The organism is Gilliamella sp. LMG 34361 (assembly GCF_984569075.1).
In genome coordinates, this window is the sequence record NZ_OZ474903.1 from 2,816,116 (window position 1) to 2,836,676 (window position 20,561).

The 20,561-nt window shown below is 34.4% G+C and carries 19 protein-coding genes and 4 tRNA genes; 10 read left to right on the forward strand and 13 right to left on the reverse strand.

Features of this window, described 5'->3' with window-relative positions:
- Window positions 1–354: 354 nt before the first annotated feature.
- From recA to rarD, 10 genes are all read left to right on the forward strand, one after another.
- Window positions 355–1,398 carry a recombinase RecA gene (gene recA / locus AC5LXI_RS13090; protein WP_493442735.1) on the forward strand — a complete coding sequence of 348 codons (1,044 nt, stop codon included), beginning with the start codon at window positions 355–357 and terminating at the stop codon, window positions 1,396–1,398.
- A complete protein-coding gene (locus AC5LXI_RS13095; protein ID WP_493442736.1) occupies window positions 1,398–1,898 on the forward strand; it encodes a regulatory protein RecX in 501 nt (166 codons plus the stop codon). The genes recA and AC5LXI_RS13095 overlap by 1 nt, the downstream gene beginning before the upstream one ends.
- Before the next feature lie 195 nt (window positions 1,899–2,093).
- Window positions 2,094–4,727, forward strand: coding sequence for an alanine--tRNA ligase (gene alaS, locus AC5LXI_RS13100; protein ID WP_493442737.1), 2,634 nt, complete (start codon window positions 2,094–2,096; stop codon window positions 4,725–4,727).
- 139 nt (window positions 4,728–4,866) lie between these two features.
- Window positions 4,867–5,067: a carbon storage regulator CsrA gene (gene csrA / locus AC5LXI_RS13105; protein ID WP_065562297.1), complete on the forward strand. Its 201-nt coding sequence runs from the start codon at window positions 4,867–4,869 to the stop codon at window positions 5,065–5,067.
- Window positions 5,068–5,190: 123 nt separating this feature from the next.
- Window positions 5,191–5,283, forward strand: a tRNA-Ser gene (locus tag AC5LXI_RS13110).
- A gap of 18 nt (window positions 5,284–5,301) precedes the next feature.
- A tRNA-Arg gene (locus AC5LXI_RS13115) sits at window positions 5,302–5,378 on the forward strand.
- An 18-nt stretch (window positions 5,379–5,396) separates the two neighbouring features.
- Window positions 5,397–5,473: transfer RNA gene (locus AC5LXI_RS13120), tRNA-Arg, on the forward strand.
- A 19-nt stretch (window positions 5,474–5,492) separates the two neighbouring features.
- Window positions 5,493–5,569, forward strand: a tRNA-Arg gene (locus AC5LXI_RS13125).
- Between the two features lie 147 nt (window positions 5,570–5,716).
- Window positions 5,717–7,009, forward strand: coding sequence for a serine--tRNA ligase (gene serS / locus AC5LXI_RS13130; protein ID WP_493442738.1), 1,293 nt, complete (start codon window positions 5,717–5,719; stop codon window positions 7,007–7,009).
- A 69-nt stretch (window positions 7,010–7,078) separates the two neighbouring features.
- Window positions 7,079–7,975, forward strand: a complete 897-nt coding sequence (rarD, locus tag AC5LXI_RS13135; protein ID WP_493442739.1) for an EamA family transporter RarD — start codon at window positions 7,079–7,081, stop codon at window positions 7,973–7,975.
- A 47-nt stretch (window positions 7,976–8,022) separates the two neighbouring features.
- On the opposite strand, the gene pflA is transcribed toward rarD, so the two are convergent.
- The 13 genes from pflA to AC5LXI_RS13200 form a co-directional block, all read right to left on the reverse strand.
- The gene (pflA, locus tag AC5LXI_RS13140) at window positions 8,023–8,799 is read right to left on the reverse strand and encodes a pyruvate formate lyase 1-activating protein (RefSeq protein WP_493442740.1); all 777 of its coding nucleotides are present in this window, start codon (window positions 8,797–8,799) and stop codon (window positions 8,023–8,025) included.
- 276 nt (window positions 8,800–9,075) lie between these two features.
- On the reverse strand, window positions 9,076–9,651 hold the full coding sequence (locus tag AC5LXI_RS13145; protein WP_493442741.1) for a TerD family protein: 576 nt from the start codon (window positions 9,649–9,651) through the stop codon (window positions 9,076–9,078).
- An 18-nt stretch (window positions 9,652–9,669) separates the two neighbouring features.
- Window positions 9,670–10,248: a TerD family protein gene (locus tag AC5LXI_RS13150; RefSeq protein ID WP_493442742.1), complete on the reverse strand. Its 579-nt coding sequence runs from the start codon at window positions 10,246–10,248 to the stop codon at window positions 9,670–9,672.
- 43 nt (window positions 10,249–10,291) lie between these two features.
- Window positions 10,292–11,314, reverse strand: coding sequence for a TerC/Alx family metal homeostasis membrane protein (locus tag AC5LXI_RS13155; protein ID WP_493442743.1), 1,023 nt, complete (start codon window positions 11,312–11,314; stop codon window positions 10,292–10,294).
- 151 nt (window positions 11,315–11,465) lie between these two features.
- Window positions 11,466–12,656, reverse strand: coding sequence for a TerD family protein (locus AC5LXI_RS13160; protein ID WP_493444311.1), 1,191 nt, complete (start codon window positions 12,654–12,656; stop codon window positions 11,466–11,468).
- Window positions 12,656–13,258 (reverse strand): TerD family protein, encoded by a 603-nt coding sequence (locus AC5LXI_RS13165; RefSeq protein ID WP_493442744.1) that lies wholly within the window; start codon window positions 13,256–13,258, stop codon window positions 12,656–12,658. The genes AC5LXI_RS13160 and AC5LXI_RS13165 overlap by 1 nt, the downstream gene beginning before the upstream one ends.
- 75 nt (window positions 13,259–13,333) lie before the next feature.
- The gene (locus AC5LXI_RS13170; protein ID WP_493442745.1) at window positions 13,334–14,242 is read right to left on the reverse strand and encodes an HpcH/HpaI aldolase/citrate lyase family protein; all 909 of its coding nucleotides are present in this window, start codon (window positions 14,240–14,242) and stop codon (window positions 13,334–13,336) included.
- Window positions 14,235–15,317, reverse strand: coding sequence for a cysteine protease StiP family protein (locus tag AC5LXI_RS13175; protein ID WP_493442746.1), 1,083 nt, complete (start codon window positions 15,315–15,317; stop codon window positions 14,235–14,237). The genes AC5LXI_RS13170 and AC5LXI_RS13175 overlap by 8 nt, the downstream gene beginning before the upstream one ends.
- Before the next feature lie 2 nt (window positions 15,318–15,319).
- On the reverse strand, window positions 15,320–16,096 hold the full coding sequence (locus AC5LXI_RS13180; protein ID WP_493444312.1) for an HAD family hydrolase: 777 nt from the start codon (window positions 16,094–16,096) through the stop codon (window positions 15,320–15,322).
- 1 nt (window position 16,097) lies between these two features.
- Window positions 16,098–17,219, reverse strand: coding sequence for a phosphoribosyltransferase domain-containing protein (locus AC5LXI_RS13185; RefSeq protein ID WP_493442747.1), 1,122 nt, complete (start codon window positions 17,217–17,219; stop codon window positions 16,098–16,100).
- Between the two features lie 2 nt (window positions 17,220–17,221).
- Window positions 17,222–18,277, reverse strand: coding sequence for an ATP-grasp domain-containing protein (locus AC5LXI_RS13190; protein ID WP_493442748.1), 1,056 nt, complete (start codon window positions 18,275–18,277; stop codon window positions 17,222–17,224).
- Window positions 18,278–18,338: 61 nt separating this feature from the next.
- Window positions 18,339–18,938, reverse strand: coding sequence for an HAD family hydrolase (locus AC5LXI_RS13195; protein WP_493442749.1), 600 nt, complete (start codon window positions 18,936–18,938; stop codon window positions 18,339–18,341).
- A 103-nt stretch (window positions 18,939–19,041) separates the two neighbouring features.
- Window positions 19,042–20,541 carry a helix-hairpin-helix domain-containing protein gene (locus AC5LXI_RS13200; RefSeq protein WP_493442750.1) on the reverse strand — a complete coding sequence of 500 codons (1,500 nt, stop codon included), beginning with the start codon at window positions 20,539–20,541 and terminating at the stop codon, window positions 19,042–19,044.
- Between the last annotated feature and the right edge of the window lie 20 nt (window positions 20,542–20,561).

Here is a 20,561-nt window from a genome sequence, read left to right on the forward strand (position 1 = left end):
TTTTGGTATAAAAACTCTTCAATGGTTGTAAGACAATTAATTTAGTATATCAATGATGGCTAAAATTTGTTTATGTCATCATACCAAATGGTTTTTTTTTGTGAAAGTCTTACTTAATTAAATTACTTTAATTTGATTATTATCATTTTTTAATATTCTTTTTTCAATTACCTTTATAAATAATGAATTGGTTTTTTACTTATTGATAGTAAGCAACTAGTGGAAAATTTAATAAATTTTGCGAACAATTTCACAGAATTAACTAATTTAAGAATGTCTATAAAAAAAACTTGATACTGTATAACGATACAGTATAATGTAACGCAATATTCTTACTTATTGGAATTTTATTATATGAATGAAAACAAACAACGAGCACTTTCTGCGGCATTAAGCCAAATCGAAAAACAATTTGGTAAAGGTTCAATAATGCGTTTAGGCGATACTCAAACGCTAGACGTAGATGCGGTTTCAACAGGTTCTTTAGGGTTAGATATTGCATTAGGTATCGGCGGCTTACCAATGGGTAGAATCGTTGAAATCTTTGGACCAGAGTCATCAGGTAAAACAACATTAACATTATCAGTTATTGCACAAGCGCAAAAAGAAGGCAAAACCTGTGCATTTATCGATGCTGAACACGCTTTGGATCCAATTTATGCAGCTAAGTTAGGTGTCCAAGTCGATGATTTATTAGTTTCTCAACCTGATACTGGTGAACAAGCACTTGAAATTTGTGATGCGTTGGTTCGCTCTGGTGCTGTTGATGTGATTATTGTCGATTCGGTTGCAGCATTAACACCAAAAGCAGAAATCGAAGGTGAAATGGGTGATTCTCATATGGGGTTACAAGCGCGTTTAATGTCTCAAGCATTACGTAAATTAACCGCTAATATCAAAAATGCAAATTGCCTTGTCGTTTTCATTAACCAAATTCGTATGAAAATTGGCGTAATGTTTGGTAACCCAGAAACAACAACGGGAGGTAATGCCTTAAAATTCTATGCATCCGTTCGTTTAGATATTCGTCGCATTGGTGCGGTAAAAGAAGGCGAAGATGTTATTGGTAGTGATACACGCGTAAAAGTAGTTAAAAACAAGGTAGCCGCACCATTTAGACAAGCTGAATTCCAAATTCTTTATGGATGTGGTATCTCTAAAGAAGGTGAATTGATTGATTTAGGTGTTAAACATAAATTAGTCGATAAAGCAGGAGCTTGGTACAGCTATAATGGTGAAAAAGTAGGTCAAGGTAAAGCAAATTCAATTAAGTTTTTACAAGAACATCCTGAAGTTGCTAAAGAACTTGAAACTAAATTACGTGATTTGTTATTAAATAGTCCGGCTGTTTTTTCTGCTGATGAAGAAGTTTCGACAGATGATGAAAGTTTTGAGTAATGGAAAAAAAACTCAATAAATTAATTTTAAATAAAGCTGTGCAATTACTTGCACAGCGTGATCACTCATCATGTGAGCTTATCCGAAAATTAACGCTTTTTTTTAGCAAAAAAATCACATGTTCAGAAGATGATTATCCAGAGCAATTAGATCTTTTGAAAACAGAAATAGAAGATGTAATTGCATATTGTACTAACCAACATTGGATGAACGATAAGCAATATATTGAAAAATATATCTTTATGCGAGCTCATAAAGGTTATGGAAAATATAAGATTAGCTTAGAATTAAAACAGAGAGGTTTGTCATCTGATCTTATTGGAGAGCTATTACAGTTAGCTGATATTAATTGGTCAGAAATTGCATATCAGCAATTATTAAAAAAGTTCAAACTTATTGAACCAAGGAATAATCAACAAAAACAAAAAGTAATACAGTTTTTAACTGCTAGAGGATTTACACAACTTAATATAAAAACTGCATATAGTTTGTTGACTTAGATTAGTATAGTCCCTACAATATTACTTAAAAATGCCCATTACATAAAAAGCTCTCAAGATCTTTTAATTTTATTCCTTATTACTTATTAATAGTAACTAGATCAATCGCTGTATTAAGAATATTTACTTTTCAACTTAAGTTGTAACGGGTATATTACTATGTCTAAAAATTTATCGTTTAATATGGAAGCATAAATGAAAAGCACTGCAGAAATTCGTCAAAGTTTTCTTGACTTTTTCCATAGCAAAGGACACGAAATCGTTGCCAGTAGTTCCCTTGTTCCACACAATGATCCAACACTTTTATTTACAAATGCGGGAATGAATCAGTTTAAAGATGTTTTTCTTGGTATGGATAAACGACCTTATACCAGAGCAACAACATCTCAACGTTGTGTACGAGCTGGTGGAAAACATAATGACCTTGACAATGTAGGTTACACTGCACGACATCATACTTTTTTTGAAATGCTAGGTAATTTCAGTTTTGGCGATTATTTTAAACGTGATGCGATTCATTTTGCTTGGGAACTACTAACCAGCGAAAAATGGTTTAATCTTCCTAAAGATCGATTAACGGTTACCGTTTATGCAACAGACGATGAAGCATTCGCGATTTGGGAAAATGAAATTGGTATTCCTAAAGAGCGTATTATCCGCATAGGTGATAATAAAGGTGCGCCATATGCATCGGATAACTTTTGGCAAATGGGCGATACGGGACCTTGTGGACCTTGTACAGAAATTTTTTATGATCATGGTGATCATATTTGGGGCGGCCCTCCGGGAAGTGCAGAAGAAGATGGTGATCGGTTTATCGAAATTTGGAACCTTGTCTTTATGCAATTTAACCGCCTTGCTGATGGTACTATGGAACCTTTACCTAAACCATCAGTTGACACGGGAATGGGGCTTGAGCGAATAGCAGCAGTATTGCAACATGTTAATTCTAACTATGATATCGACCTGTTTAAGACATTAATAAAAACAGCAGCTGAAATCATTAAAACCAAGGATTTAGAAAGCAAATCATTAAGAGTTATTGCAGATCACATTCGTTCTTGTGCGTTTTTAGTTTCCGATGGAGTCTTGCCTTCAAATGAAGGTCGTGGTTATGTATTACGTCGAATTATTCGCCGAGCAGTGCGTCATGGACATATGCTAGGCGCTAAAGATATATTCTTCTATAAACTGGTTAAACCATTAATTGAAGTCATGGGAAGTGCCGCTAATGAATTAGCGAATAACCAAAAATTAGTTGAAGATACACTTAAGATTGAAGAAGAACAGTTCTTAAAAACATTAGAACGAGGTTTATTCCTACTAGATCAAGAGTTGGACAAAATTAATAATAACGTATTACCGGGTAATATTGCATTTAAACTCTATGATACTTATGGTTTTCCATTAGATTTAACTGCTGATGTCTGTCGTGAAAAGAATATCACTATTGATGAAAATGGTTTTAATCAATGCATGGAAGAGCAACGTAAACGAGCTCGCGAATCTAGTTCATTTAGTGTTGATTATAGCAATATGATTAAGCTTGATGATAAAACGGAATTTTTAGGTTATCAATCTACCGAAACTTCAGGAAAAGTGATTGCTATTTTCCAAAATGGAAATAAAATTGAGGCAATTAATACTGGTGATCAAGCTGTTATCATCCTAGATCAAACGCCATTTTATGGTGAATCTGGCGGTCAAGTTGGTGATAAAGGTGTATTGAGCTCTGCTGATTTAGTGTTTGATGTCACTGACAGCCAAAAATACGGCAAGAGTATTGGTCATATTGGTAAAGTGACTAAAGGATCATTAAAAGTCGGCGATGTAGTAACAGCAGCAATTGATGTGGAAATACGTGAACGTATTCGCCGTAATCATTCTGCAACTCACTTATTACAAGCTGCATTACAACGTATTTTAGGAAATCATGTACATCAAAAAGGATCATTAGTTAACGATAGTTATCTTCGGTTTGACTTTTCACATAATCAAGCCATTACATCAGAACAAATTATAGAAATTGAAAATTTAGTCAATCAACAGATTCGTCGTAATTTACCAGTAGACATAGAACTTATGCCTATTGATCAGGCTAAAAATAGAGGTGCTATGGCGCTATTTGGTGAAAAATACGAAGACATCGTAAGAGTATTAACTATGGGTGATTTCTCCATTGAGCTTTGTGGTGGTACCCATGTTGATAGAACTGGAGATATAGGTTTATTTAAAATTATTTCTGAGTCAAGTATTGCATCAGGAGTACGTCGTATTGAAGCCACTTCAGGTCAAAGTGCGATGGAATATATACACCATGAATCCAATTTGTTAAACCAAATTGGACAATTGGTTAAAAGTGATAAATCAGCTGTTTTATCACGGATTGAGCAACTGCTCGATCAAACCAGAACATTCGAAAAAGCAATAGAGCAGTTAAAAACTCAACAAGCTAGCCAACAAACTGGGCAATTGCTTAATCAATGTGTGAAAATCAATAATAAAAACTTACTAATTGCTAAACTTGATAACGTCGAGGCAAAAATGTTACGCACAATGATTGATGATCTTAAAAATCAATTAAAAAGTGGCGTAATTATTTTAGCTGCTGTCAATGACGGCAAAATCAATTTAGCTGCCGGTGTAACCAATGATTTGTTAGGCATTGTTAAAGCTGGCGAATTAGTTTCTCAATTAGCATTAAAAGTAGGTGGTAAGGGCGGTGGGCGGCCTGATTTCGCTCAAGCAGGTGGAATGGATCTGTCGGCGTTACCAGAAGCGTTATCTTCTGTAAAAAAGGAAATCAGTAATAAATTACAAGCAAGTTAGCCAGAAGTACTCCAGTGTTGTTAATCAGGCATTAGTGTATTTCTGTAAAATTCCGTCTTTCTGTCTTATTGATGGGGGGCTGACGAAGCTATATCTTAAAATTGTTTGGATATATACTTAACTGATATTAGGAGATCTAATGTTAATTTTAACTAGGAGAGTAGGTGAAACACTTATCATTGGTGACGATGTTGTTATTACCGTCTTGGGCGTGAAAGGTAATCAGGTCAGAGTCGGTATTAACGCACCTAAAGAAGTTTCTATTCATAGAGAAGAAATCTACAACCGAATTCATCAATCACAAGACAAAGTTGATGAATTAGTTCAACCCAAAGAGTAATATTGGGTACTAAATAAACAACCAGCACGTGTTCGCAAAAAAATGTTTGACTTATTTTTTGTAGAACGTAATATGTGCGCCACACATTATGATTTTGTTGTTCAAGCAAAGTCATAATGTTTTGGTGAGATGGCCGAGAGGCTGAAGGCGCTCCCCTGCTAAGGGAGTATGCGGTCAAAAGCTGCATCGAGGGTTCGAATCCCTCTCTCACCGCCATTTTAAAAATTAAAATATGCATCCGTAGCTCAGCTGGATAGAGTACCCGGCTACGAACCGGGCGGTCAGGGGTTCGAATCCCTTCGGATGCACCATTTTAAAATATTCAATACGCATCCGTAGCTCAGCTGGATAGAGTACCCGGCTACGAACCGGGCGGTCAGGGGTTCGAATCCCTTCGGATGCACCATTTTTTTACGAACTTACACGCATCCGTAGCTCAGCTGGATAGAGCACTCGGCTTCGAACCGAGCGGTCAGGGGTTCGAATCCCTTCGGGTGCGCCATTTCGGTTGAATCCCGATATAATTCTAGTATACTAAGCTGACAAACTTCATATGTGTTATTAAGCATACTTTTTTATTTATATATTCGGTTAACTATAATAAAATAAAAGTAAATAAATAACATTGATAAACAATAATGGATTTTTTATGTTGGACCCAAATTTACTTCGAAACGAATTAGATCTTGTTGCTAGCAAACTAGCACGTCGTGGATTTAAATTAGATGTCGAAACCATTCGACAATTAGAAGAAAAGCGCAAAACGTTACAAGTTGAAACTGAAAACTTACAAGCTCAGCGTAATGCCCGCTCAAAAGCAATTGGAGAGGCTAAAGCACGCGGTGAAGACATTTCAGCTGTACGAGAAGAAGTAAACAAATTAGGCGACAAGCTTAACAGAGCTAAAGCCGAGCTTGATATTCTCCTAAATCAAATTAAAGATATAGCATCCAATATTCCAAATGTTCCTGATGACTCTGTGCCTGATGGTAAAGATGAAAACGATAATGTTGAAGTATCTCGTTTCGGAACACCAAGAACCTTTGACTTCCCAATTCAAGATCATGTCGCTTTAGGTGAACGTTTTGGTGGTCTAGATTTTGCAGCAGGTGTTAAACTTACCGGTGCACGCTTTGTGGTGATGAAATCACAATTGGCCCGTTTACATCGAGCTATTACCCAATTTATGTTAGATCTGCATACCGAGCAACATGGCTATGCGGAAATTTATGTTCCTTATCTTGTTAACCATGCCACCTTATTTGGTACAGGTCAATTACCTAAATTTGCGGGTGATCTATTCCATACAAAGCCCCTTGATGAAGAAGCTGAAAGCAGCAATTATGCCTTGATTCCAACAGCTGAAGTTCCTGTTACAAATTTAGTCCGTGATGAGATTCTTGACGAAAGCGTCTTACCAATAAAGATGACTGCACACACGCCTTGTTTTCGTTCAGAAGCCGGATCTTATGGTAAAGATACCCGTGGTTTAATTCGCATGCATCAGTTTGATAAAGTTGAATTGGTACAAATTGTCAAACCTGAAGAATCAATGAAAGCGTTAGAAGAGTTAACAGCTAACGCAGAGAAGGTTTTACAATTATTAGAACTGCCATATCGTAAAATTATCCTTTGTACTGGAGATATGGGCTTTGGTTCTTGTAAAACGTATGATCTCGAAGTTTGGGTACCAGCACAAAATACTTATCGTGAGATATCTTCATGTTCAAATATGTGGGATTTCCAAGCACGTCGTATGCAAGCTCGTTACCGTAATAAAGCTGATAATAAAACCTATTTAGTACATACACTAAATGGTTCAGGTTTAGCGGTTGGACGTACGCTGGTTGCTATAATGGAAAATTATCAACAAGCAGACGGAACAATTAAAATACCGTCAGTATTAGTGCCATATATGAATGGTGTAGAAGTCATCGGCTAAGACAGATTTCATATATTCGTAATAGCGCTATTAATTAGCGCTATTTTTTTATTAATTTAGGTGGATAAGATGATAAAAGGCGTTGCACTATCAATACTCGCATCATGTCTTTTTGGATTGCTTTATTATTACCCGGTATTATTGCAACCATTATCAACCGTCGACATTTTTTGTTGGCGGTTATTAACATCTTTTCCCGCTATCGTCGTATTAATTTTTATTGAAAAACAATGGTCATCAATAACTGCCCTGTTTATTCGAATTAAAAATCAACCATTTCTTTTAATAGGATTGTTGTTTTCTTCATTTTTACTCACTATTCAAATGCTGATTTTTATTTGGGCACCAATAAATGGGCATGGACTATCTGCATCACTTGGCTACTTTCTATTACCATTAAGTATGGTCGTTTTTGGACAAATTTTTTATAAAGAAAGGCTTAGTATTTTCCAAAAAATTGCTGTTATTCTAGCTAGTGTTGGCGTTATTTTAGAAATTTACATTACAGGCGCATTCTCGTGGGAAACCGCGATTATAGCCTTGGGTTACCCTATTTACTTTATGACACGCCGTAAACTACAAATAGAGGGGATTTCTGGAACCTTTTCAGATTTCTTTTTTATATTTCTCGGATGTCTCATTTATTTTATTTTACATTATTCTTTCATTCGCGTTATTAGTGATCTATCACACTTTCATATTTTTATTCCAATGTTCGGTATTATTACGGCTATCGCTTTTGCCATGTATTTTGTAGCTAGACGATTATTACCGCTTGGTTTATTTGGACTGCTAGGCTATGTAGAGCCAGTATTACTTACCCTCGTTTCAGTATTATTTTTGCATGAATCAGTATCTAAAGAACATATTGTGCCATACGGACTAATTTGGTTATCTGTATGTGTTCTAGCCCTTGAAGGCTGTATCTATCTATTATATGCGGTAAGAAGGAAAAGATTAAAATAGAAGGTTAGCAGGCGCTGTTATAGGCGCCCTATTTGTGTTGAAGACTTTTATTTACTAAATGTTACATATTGTCCATAACTTTCTATAATCGTTTGAATTCGATCCAACGTCTCTTTTGGCGGAGCTTCTACCCCGTCCAACATATATTTGTCTCCGAGAGTATCCCATTTATAGGCACCAAGTTTATGGTATGGCAATAACTCTACACGTTCTATATTTTCCATACCCTGAATAAACTGACCAAGCAAATGTGCTGAATTTTCATCATCAGTCCAACCCGGTACAACCACATAACGGATCCATGTTCTTTTATTAATTTTTTGTAGATATTTAGCAAACTCTAGAACTCGTTTATTAGGAACGCCAACTAATTTTTTATGTATCTCATCATTTATTTGTTTCAAATCTAGCATAACAAGGTCTGTAACTTCCATTAGAGCTTCGATAGTATGATCGAGTTGCCTTGCATATCCATTGGTATCTAAACAAGTATGAATTCCTTCTGAATGACAAGCTTTAAACCATTCAGTAATAAATTCTGCTTGTAAAGTGGCTTCACCACCTGATGCCGTCACACCGCCACCGTTAGGCATAATGAAGCTTTTATAAGTGACAATCTCTTTCATCAATTCATCAACAGTGACTTCACGCCCTGCTTTTAAATCCCATGTATCACGGTTGTGGCAGTATAAACAACGCATTAAACAGCCTTGAAAAAAGACAATAAAGCGAATGCCGGGTCCATCGACAGTCCCAAATGATTCAAAAGAGTGAATACGACCTTTAATGGGTTGTTTTGTTGTCATAATAATATTTTGTTCCATAACGATTCTCTAATAGTTGCTCACATCGTTCTTCTATATATTTTAACTCACTTAAAATTAGCTTACACCAATTGCATCAATTAAATATTAGTTACTATTTATTAATTATAGCGAATTTAGTTAGGCAATATTAGATTGTTATGACAAATATATAAGAATAACACTTATAGAGTGTTATTCTTATATCAAATTTGAGGATTCGATTATGTTGAGTTTTTTTAATTATTATATACAGGCTAGTTTATGCAAGAATTAGCCATATAAATAATCATTAATTTAAACAGCAACACCATATTGTGATGCCATTGCTGATAAACCACCAGCAAATCCTTGACCAACAGCTCGGAATTTCCATTCTGAACCATGACGATAAAGTTCACCAAAAACCATAGCAGTTTCTGTTGATGCATCTTCAGATAAATCAAAACGCGCGATTTCTACTCCATTATCATTATTATATATACGAATGAAACTATTAGAAACCATGCCAAAATTTTGTTTGCGATTTTCGGCATCATAAATGGTAACGCTGAAAACTAACTTTTTAACATTATCAGGGATTTGAGATAAGTTAATTTTGATTTGTTCATCATCACCATCTCCTTCTCCTGTTCTATTATCCCCTTGATGTTCTACAGAACCACATGGACTTTTTTTATTATTAAAGAAAATAAAATGAGAATCCGATAGTACTTTATCATTTTCGTTTAACATAAATAGAGATGCATCTAAATCAAATTCTTTTCCATCAGTAACTCGTGCATCCCAGCCCAAACCAACCATTGCCACTGTCATAGTTGGTGCTTCTTTTGTTAACGATACATTCCCACCTTTTACTAGTGATACAGCCATTTTTAATTCCTTCTAACTTTAAGAGGCGTTAATACCATATTGAGCACAAACAGAAGCTAAACCACCGGCGTAGCCCTGACCAACAGCACGGAACTTCCACTCACCATTATGGCGATATAGTTCACCAAATAGCATTGCAGTTTCAGTAGAAGCGTCTTCAGTTAAATCATATCGCGCAACTTCGATCTGGTTATCATCATTAACTAATCGAATAAAAGCACCTTCTACTTGACCAAAATTTTGTCTTCTCACTGTTGCATCATGAATAGTAACGACGAAAACGAGCTTAGCGACATCAGCAGGGATTTTATCAAGTTTGATTTTAATTGATTCATCATCACCATCACCTTCCCCTGTTCTATTATCCCCTGTATGTTCAACAGATCCGTCAGCTGAACGTAAATTATTATAAAATATGAAATCTAAATCATTACGAACTTTGCCATTTTCTGCTAAAAGAAAAACTGATGCATCTAGATCATAATCTTGACCATCAGTGGCACGTACGTCCCATCCTAGTCCGATTAGTACATTTTTCATACCCGGATCGGTTTTGCTTAAAGAAACGTTGCCACCTTTAGAAAGAGAAACACCCATATTTAACTCCTTGTTTCATTTATTTATTATTAACTTAATTTATTTACTCTTCTGATTTAGAAGGGAATAGCAAACTGGCTATGATGCCGAGTGCTAAAATTGTCAGTACGATAATTAGGCTTGTTGAAGCTGAAATGTTATAACCATGACCCCATAAATGATCAGTTGCATTTAAAAATAATTTTAGCGCAATAAAAAATAATATCACCATTACTGATTTTTCTAAATGTACTAAATATCGTTTTAAAGCATCTAATACGAAATACATACTACGTAGACCTAAAATTGCAAACATCATCGCACTATATATGATCAACGGTTCACGGCTCACGGCAATGACCGCAGGTACAGAGTCAAATGCAAACATAACATCAGAAATTTCAATGACAGCTAAACAGAGAAATAAAGGGGTAGCGAAAATGGTTGCTTTTGCACTACTATTAACTATTAAATCTTTATTTTCTAGCTTAGCTAACTCCTCGTTAACTTGTTTTTTATTAATAAAGAAGTTATGCCCATAGATTTTAGGCCAAACAGGGAAAATTCGTTTCACTAAACGATAAGCTAAGTGTTGAGAATAATCCTCTATTTCTTCATCATTATCATCATTTTTAAGCATCATAACAGCTGTCCAGCCGACCACAAAAGCAAAGATTAATTCAACATAAGAACCTAAGCTAAGTAGTCCTGTCCCAATGATAACAAAAATTCCTCTGAATATAATAGCACCAATGATTCCCCAATAAAGAATTCGATGCCAATATTTGCTAGGTATTGAGAACCAAGAGAAAATAGCCATCATTACAAACAGATTATCAATCGATAACACCTTTTCTAATGCATAGCCCGTTATAAATAAGCTACCAACTTCTGAACCATAGCTATAGAAAAGATAAACTGCAAATAATAGTGATATGACGATCCAAAATACCGACCATAATATAGCGCTTCTTAAACTAATAACCTTATCTTTTCGATGGGTAAATAAATCGATAAATAAGGCGCCTACTAATAAACATACAAATACAATCGTTGTTTGTATTGGAAAACCGAGAAATGTTGTCATTTTCATCCTAATTACATATTTACATTGCTTTTAGCTCTAACATAATGTTTTACTATCATACCTATGTCTAGAACTGCCATATTACTGACGCTGTTCATACTTTTTATTTTATTATTTTAAAGCAAATTGCAGTGACTCTCTATAAATTACTTTATTTACGACCCGCTTGCCATCTAAATTCCCAACCGTAAGCTTGAGATAATCCCCGTTGATCACTAAAGTATTTGTTAAGGCGTTGTATCTTTATTGCTCCTTTATCATTCTTTAAATGCACAATAGCACATAACCTATTTCTGTTATCACCCTCAGTTAGCTGGGTCTCAATTTCTGGTTGCCCAGGTACTTGAACTCTAACGATAGCATCGGTTTGATTCCAATTTGGAACTCCCTCATAAATGAAGGTATAAATAAGTACTTCATCAATCTTATTCCAGTGTTCCCCATTTATATATATCCATTCACCATCTTTATTGAAACCACTACGATCATCTTCCATCAACTGCACATAGCAAGGATAATTTAAAGAACCAAATGTGTTACCTAATGCTTGAATGACATAAATACTATTATCTTTCAATCGTACAAATGCAGCTAAATCAAGATCAATATTTTTGTTTGTATTTAAAAAATTTGATAAAAATCCACGTTTTTGTTCTTTATTTGACTTATTCCAATTTAGATTTATACCAATCATTCCATAATTATCTTGTTTGGTTAAATTAACCGTAGTTTTATCTTTAGATAAAGATATTTTGTTAAGATTGACTTTACTTGAAGGATTGGGATTATTTACTTGATTGGCATTACTTACTTGATTGGTTTTAGTTTCTGAGGAATTTTCTTCATCAACGATATTAACGCCATAATTCTCCGCTAACGGTTTCAACCCACCATTGAATCCTTGAGCAATAAATCTAAATTTCCATTCCGAATTTCGTCGATAAATTTCACCCATAATTAATGCTTTTTCCTGGCGACCAACAATATCCACTTCTCCGATAGCAATAATTTGATTATTGGCTATAATTTGAATGGATAAATTTGATAACTGACTAATTGGTTGATATTTATCACAAGTAATCGTAAAGGCAACTTTTGTTACATCATTGGCTAATTTTGATAGGTTTACAATAAATTCATGATTTTTATTTTGGTCTTGTTTCCATGAAATTGAGCCATTTTCATTCTTTGGCTGTCCATAAAAAACCATATCAAGATCATCTTTTACCTTATTATTAGCAAATAGTCGAAATGCTGAAGCATCAACTGGTAAACCCGAACTAATTTTGACCATAATATCATTATGATTAATGACGGTATTTGCACCTAGAGTTAAATTTATCATCTGCCAATCACCTTATCAACAATTTGTGGGTAAATATCATGAATTGTTCTACCACTGCAAGGAAAACCTTGTGCGGTAAAGTCCCATAAACCACCATTACGTTTGAGAGTAGCAATAATAATTCCCGTATGTGAACCTTGCTCAGATAATTTATAGTGAGCAAGCTCTTTATTATTTTGATCTAAGACACGGCAAAAAGCATTATCCACTTCATTAAATGTCTGTCCTCTGAAGCTATTAACCGTAAATACTAAATATTCAACATCAAAAGGGAGCTTTGGTAAGTTAACATAAATAATTTCATCGTCCCCATCTCCTTCGCCTGTCAGATTATCACCACTGTGAAGAACTGAGAGACACTTAGATTCAAGATTACCAAACCAGACTTCATCAATTTTTTTACCTGTAACATCTAACATGATACAACTAGCATCTAAATCAATGGAATCAGCCTGTGAAGAAAACAAATTACTTAGAAATCCTTTTTTAGCTTGATTATTACGTCTAACTGGATCCCAACCTAGACCAAAATGTAATTGATTTAATGCTGAAGATTCTTTTTTAAGTGAAATTGTTTGATTTTTTTTAAGTGATACCATATTTTTCTCCATTCAAAAATATTTTTATAATAAAAAACTTGTTAAAATTAATTTTTATTTAATGAAAATGACTAATTAATTTATACCAAAACATTGAGCCCTTTCTATAATATCGCTTGCCCAGCGATGTTGGGTGGACGGTTCACACATTGAACCATTAATATTAAATACTCCACCTTGGGGAACAGATATAATCTGTTTTGCTTCTGTATATTCATGTTCCGTGACCTGATAAATCTGATTAATGATGTCCAATTGCGATGGATGAATGAGTGTTTTTCCAACTAAACCATGCAAAATATCTAAGGCTACTTCTTTTGCTAATAAATCATTATCTGAAAAATGCTCGCATACTGGCGCTGTAAGATAAAATCCATTTTGGGCAAAGATTACAACTAACATTTTAATAAGATAGCCAACAGGTCCATCATAAATTGTCATATTTTTATGACGTCGCAATCGTAGTCCATTCATTAAATCATTACCACCAATACGTAATAAAATGATTCTATTGCGACAAGGATGAACTGATAATGTATCCGATAACTGTTGCATTTTAACCACATTATAAACATCTTGTGTTTCTAAGGTTGGCATCATTAATAATTGTGTATTTTGTAAAATGGACCACCAATCATTTAGGCAATTTTGCTCAAATTTTGCAATGACAAAACCAGCAACATAGGTTAGGTTTAAGTTAGTAATTATCCAATTTGCATTATCGATATTTCTAGGGCGTATAAAAATAAGAGGTACATTTTCAGCAGATGTTTGATTCAGATGCTCTGTAATATGTAATATACTTTTTAGCAAATTATCTTTAGCAAAAGCAAAATCTTCTACTTTAATAGAATCTTCTAAACAGATAATGACTGATTTTAAGCCTGAATATTTATTATGAATTATAATATCAACAATATTTGGATTATTCGCCGGAATATATAAACTTGAACCAATATTCCAAGGTGATATTTTTTTATTCATCAGAGACCTTCTTTATAATTGTAATTGCACGATAATTCCCTAAATTTTTATTATCTTCTATAATTTTTATGTTCTTGCTTTCGGCCAAATAAATGAGTAGTTTTACATCAGGATCATTACGATTTCGAACTAAAACGTAATCAGGAATCCTTCTTAAAACGGCTCTAGTTGCCTCAGCTATACCAGGCTTAATTCGATTTAAATTAGTAATATTATATTTTTCAGCCAAATGTTGTATAACTTGTTGGCTAATTTGGAATAGCTCATGTTTTTTGTTCGGATTGAAGCTGACATTTGGTAATGTGGTAGCGTCAATTTGGCGTCGATGTTGATCGACGATATCGGCTAAATATTGACTGCAATCATATTTCTCTAAATGGTTGCATTGAATACAACCATGTAAATCGCCATTTAACCAAATTGAACGAGATATCATTCCTGAAACAGGCGCTCCCATAATACCAAATGGAATTAACCAATCATCATCACTTGCAGAAGCCCAAGCACAACCACAAGGATCTGCCAAAACAATCAATTTTGGTTTATCTTGATAACCCGGTCTTAAAGCTAAAGACTGCTGAAGTTGATTGGTAATGGCTCCTTTACCTGTCCAGCCATCCACAAAGACGATGCCTTCTTTAACATGTTTATTTTCAATCCAATCCATCGCAACGGTATCAATACCGCGATCGCGAATAATGCTGACACCATAATGGTAAGTTTGTTTACCAAGATCTTTTAGTGCTCTTTGTAACATTACACCTAATGGTACGCCTGCACGAACTAGGCTTACGAGCACAATTGGTGTTTGAATTTGTTGAGTTAAAAAAATAGCAAGTTGTAATACTTCTTTCGCTAAACGTTGACCTTCTTGCTGTATTGATTTTTCGAATAAATCTAAGTGCCAGCTAGTCGGTTCATCTTCACGACTAATCATTTCCGAGTAGTGTTTCTTTCCTGATTGAATTAATTGTTCTTTTATTTCAACAGGTGTAGTTTCCATTTCAACGCGTTTTAGTAAAAATTGGACATCACTGTAAGTGTATGATCCTGAAAACGGTTCGATATTAATCATTATTATTTTCCAAATATTGTTTGTTTAATTGTATCGCTGAATTGACTTTTTTGTGGAATACAAAACCAAGTACAAAGTTGCATAAAACTAAAGTCTGTTAAGCTGTCACCCATTCCTAGTAGTGGAAAAGTACCTCTTTCTGTTTTTAGTTTATTAATCAGCCATGTCGCAGCTTTGCCTTTTTCAATTGGTTTTGGAATCCAAGCGATATTGTTATTGTTGCGGTGAATATAAAATTCACTTGTGTCAAACTTTTGTTGAAGTTCATTATCAAATTGATAAAGCTCGGAAAGCCGATTACTATCACGATGTTTCATGACGAAATAGATAGGTACATCATCATACTCATAATTAATTCTTACCCAAGCATTCAATTTTTGTTTTATCATCATCTGTTCAATATCATGCTGTAATAAAAGTAACTGGCTTCGATAAGGCTGGATATCATGCAAAATTTTTTGTTGCCAAGTAATATCATTTTGTCCTTTAGCATCTAAAATTACTGCACCATGAGTGGTGATTGACCAAGAGGTAAACGGTAATTTAACTCGTTTTATTTCTTGGGTCCCCCGTGCGGTAACGGGGATCACTTCTGCATTTTGTAACATCCAATTGACAAATAAAAACTGCTCATCGCTCATAAAACTACGAGGCGTTAACGAGCGATCAAGCGCAGCTATATGTTTAGGCGAGATATGTAATTCCTCTTGCATTTTCCGTTTAGTTTGGAATAACGTATCATCTAAATCGGTTAATATAACGGGTTTATTGAATGTCATATCAAGCATAACAAACTACCTCAACATCAGATGTTATTGCTTTCAATTGTTTTAAAAAACTTTGGTCTATACTGTGTTCTGCGGTTTCAACACATAATAAGATTTTATCAAACTTTTGGTGAGCAATATTATAAATAAAATTAGGAATGCCTTGACCATAATTATCAGTAAAAGAAATCGCTGACTTTATAGCAGAACCTATAGCAATAGGGGAACGGGTTGTTGAACCAAATAACACGTTTGCCCCTTGTTTTTCTAAGCGTTCAGCTAATAAAAAAGGTTTCCATAGAAATTCTCCACTACCAATAACTAATATGGATTTATCCGGTTGAACAGCGATTTGCTGCCCCAAATTATCATGACTTTCGTGACTGCCTAATCTTCCCCAATCCTGAGGACCAATTATAACGTTATCACTCTGGTTGGTAATATTGACCTCAGGCATTGTTGGTGGTGAAGCATTTAAATCGGGCTGCCAAGACCAATTACCATTTAACAATGCATAACATTGTACCTCTACGTCAGGATAGCTTATTGGTTCTTGATTCCAATTAACAAGTGTCAAAATAATTATACGTTTTATATTTTTAAAATAATTAGTATTCCACAAGGACTGAATAAGATTTCTAAAAGTGTTTCCTGTTGTCATTTCATCATCAATTAGAATTAGATTTTCAGCCTGATTCAAACTTGTGCGCATTGTTTTATCTTGAGGAAGATAAATTAAATGATCCGTGGCATGGCTATGGTTTTCTTTAAATTCACATAACAATTCAGCATCCATTGCATGGCGGGTTGATGTTAATAAAAAGGCCTTATCAAACTTACTTTTTGCTTCATGAAAAACACCTGCAGCTAATCCAACTGCCGTTTCGGCCATACCAATAAAAATTGCTTCGCCATTAATTTTATCTGGTAACATTTGACTTAGTTCACGATAACTTTTTCGCATTTTTGCAGGTGATACAGGGATATGTTTACCTAATACTTTACTAACAAATAGAAAAGCTCGTTTTGGATTATTCCTCTCAGCGATATCAAATAATTCATCTGTAGAGAATTTCCCTATTTTATAATTAATAGAAAGGGTCCCTCGTTTTAATGTTTTCTTTTGATTGATCATGACTATATAGTGATTAAGTTGGTTAAATTATTTGGGTATTGAATTACGGAAGATGTTGAAATAACTTCTGCGTATTTAAAATGTTGTTTATATAGAGCTTGAACTTGAGTTTTATTTAATAATTTTAAATGATACATCGCCATTAAACCTGGTAAATTAACACCACTATGCAAAGTATTGCCAATACCACCCGAAGGCCTCATATTAATTTCCAGTAATAATGGTTGACCATCTTTATCATTACGTGTCTGAACATTTACTAAGCCATCAGCTTGCATGGCACTTGCACAACGACAGGCAAGTTCAAAAGCCACACCTTCATTTCTAATTATCTGCTTGCTACCATGCTTTTCTCTAGCTATAGCACAAAGAACTTCACCTTTACTTGCGAAAATGTCGACTGAAGATTCGGGTGAATAAAGATATGGCATTAAAACCATTGCAGTTGGTTGTTCTAAGGTGGCATATAATTGTAGAAAAATATTAGGCCTAATACCTCTTTCTTCCGGATTGGACAATATTCTAAATGGGGATATGTTGTTCTCGAATCGCCAAAATCCCATGCCATAAATACCATGAACAGGTTTAATACATAATTTATCAAAGGGTGGATGAGCAATATTTTTTTGTAATTGTTCAACATTATCAATTAGTATTGAAGGAACAACTGGTAATTGCTGCTGTTCCATAAACAAGGCAAAATCCATCTTATTATTTGATAGCTTTAATAAATCTATATTACTTGCACCGGTAATTAAGGTTACTCCAGTTGCTTCTATTTCATAACGATGTTGTTCATACCAAAGTGCGTTTTTAACAGCATATAACACATCAATTTTATATTGGCTAATAACTTTAGTAATAAAAGATAATCGCTGTGTCTCTTCTGAAGGTTCAATAATAGCGAAATCAGCTGTGGATAGGATCTCTTTTCGATTTTCCCGATGAGAAGCAAAAACTTCGATTTTTATATGATTTTTTTTAGCAAAATCTTTTACCGCTAAAATTATGTCTCGTTGTGATGAAAAGCTCTCCATAAACCAAATTCTATTTATCATTTTATATTTAATTTCCTTATTCATTCCTCTGGTTAAAATTAAGTCCATATTTCAGTAATATTTAACTCAAAGGTAAATATTTTTGCTCTTTATTCGACCACATAAAACCTTTTTTAACTAACTTCAGCATTGGAATATCACCAACTGTATCGCCATATGCACAACTATCTTCTTTTGAGAGATCAGGATAATTTTTTAGTATTTGGTGGACTTTTTCTTCGCCATAGCAATTTTTGCCTATCATTGTTGGATAGTTACCGATATAAGGCGTCGATATAAGTTTGGTGAAACCATTTTGTTTTACCCATGGTAACAGATAAAGATCGATTGATGCGCTCACCAAAATGCATTCGTCACCGTTGGCCTTGTGCTTCTCTAGTAGGGCAATTGCTTGCGGACGTATCATTTTAGGTAAAATTTTCGTAACAAATTGTGAAGCAGAATGATCAATTTCTTGTTTTGAAAATTTCGAAAGATAGATCTGAAGCGCCCTATTTTTAACTTCACCACGTAATTCTCGATTAAATAAATACCGACATAATAATGGAACAAGTAAAATAACTTTAAAGATAAACATTGGCCAACCAACGGTATAGATAAGAAATGGTATTAATGAATCTTTGGTTGTAAGAGTACCATCAAAATCAAAAAAAACTTTCATAATTTAATAAAAACCCTTTAACATATTTTTTGACGTTTTAGGATAGGCTATTCAAATCATAATTAATAGATATGTTAATTCATTTTAATAATAAATATAATTATTAATTATCCACTAATTGTACAACAACCAATCGCCCCCCATCTTCACGGGACAATAAAATTTGGCGATTATCATTAAGTTCGATTTTATCTCCAATCGCTATTTTTGTTTGGTCGGGTAACGAAACTAAATCTTTGATACCTTCATTCACCAACCACCATTGGTTATTATGAAATATAAAATAGCCGACCCGTTTTTTTAAATGGTCACTTAGTCTTTCATTAGGTGCGATTAATCGATTGATATGCCACGGGTAGAGTGATTGCCCACTCCATACCATAAGCCGATGGTCATCAGGTCGATAACTCCCTGCGATACGAGATGAATAAAGATTTAAAATAGGTAATTTACCTTTGTAAGCTGTGCCACAATAGGGGCAAGAAGGCGCTGTTTTACCCGAAAAAACGTACCATTGTTGTTCACACTGTTCATTTTGACATGGTTGAATTAAATCAATCGTTTTAACTAGTGCGGTTTCCCATTCATCAGCAGTAGGGCGTTTTAATGGCTCGTGTAACCCTTCAATAAACGCACGTTCAAATAATTTAGATAAATAAGGACCCATAACGGTATATGGAATTTTAGTTGGATCTGCCCATGGTAATGCAGCAGGTGAGATTTGATTAGTATTGACTCTATTACTTTTATCAGAAGGGTGTTCTATAAAAAGCGCTTTTTCACCCATGGTCATTGACTCGTCACGTATCTCATCATTGATATCATGTACTTTTCCACCTCTTAAAGGATGACGAAAAAGTAAGTACATATATATTAAAACAGATAATGCGTGCCGATCAGTTGTTATGTTAGGTAATATCCGTTTTGGATCACCTTTATCTAGATGTGTTGTTTTTACAACCTCCGGTGCGATAAAATCTGGAGTACCTACCACATCAGGAGGAAATTTGCCCGGTACAACTAATCCATCAATATCTATAATACATGCATGACCTAATTCAGGATCAATTAATACATTTTTATAGCTTAAATCGCTGTGACATAAACCTGCAGCATGCAATCTTCTTACCGCACGTGATAATTGTAGACAAATTTTTAGATAGGTTAATAATGTTCCTTTTTCACGAGGGTCAAGAAATTTATTACGGTTACTAGCACTGGCGAACCATTTACCTTCTTTTTCTCTCCCTTTAATGTTAAGAAAATCATTATTTTTGGAACCATATTTAAAAAAGAAGTGCTTATGATAAGTTGGTATAACTAAACCTAATTGCCCCATATGTTCAACAATATCTGTCGGCCAACAAAATAATTCATGCCAATAGTCTCCACCTTGTTGGTTGAATATATTTTGGTAATAAGATCCCGTAATCATCTCAATGCGTTCACGAGCTTGTTGATTTTGTGGTTTTTGATAAAAAGCTATAACATAGGATTTATCTGATGAAAAATAAACATTTTTCATTGTTCCTGCACCAATTATTTCGTCAACATAATTAACATGTTTACCGCTTTTAGTTACACAATTAATAATTCTAGCCATATTTTTTATTCTAATATCAA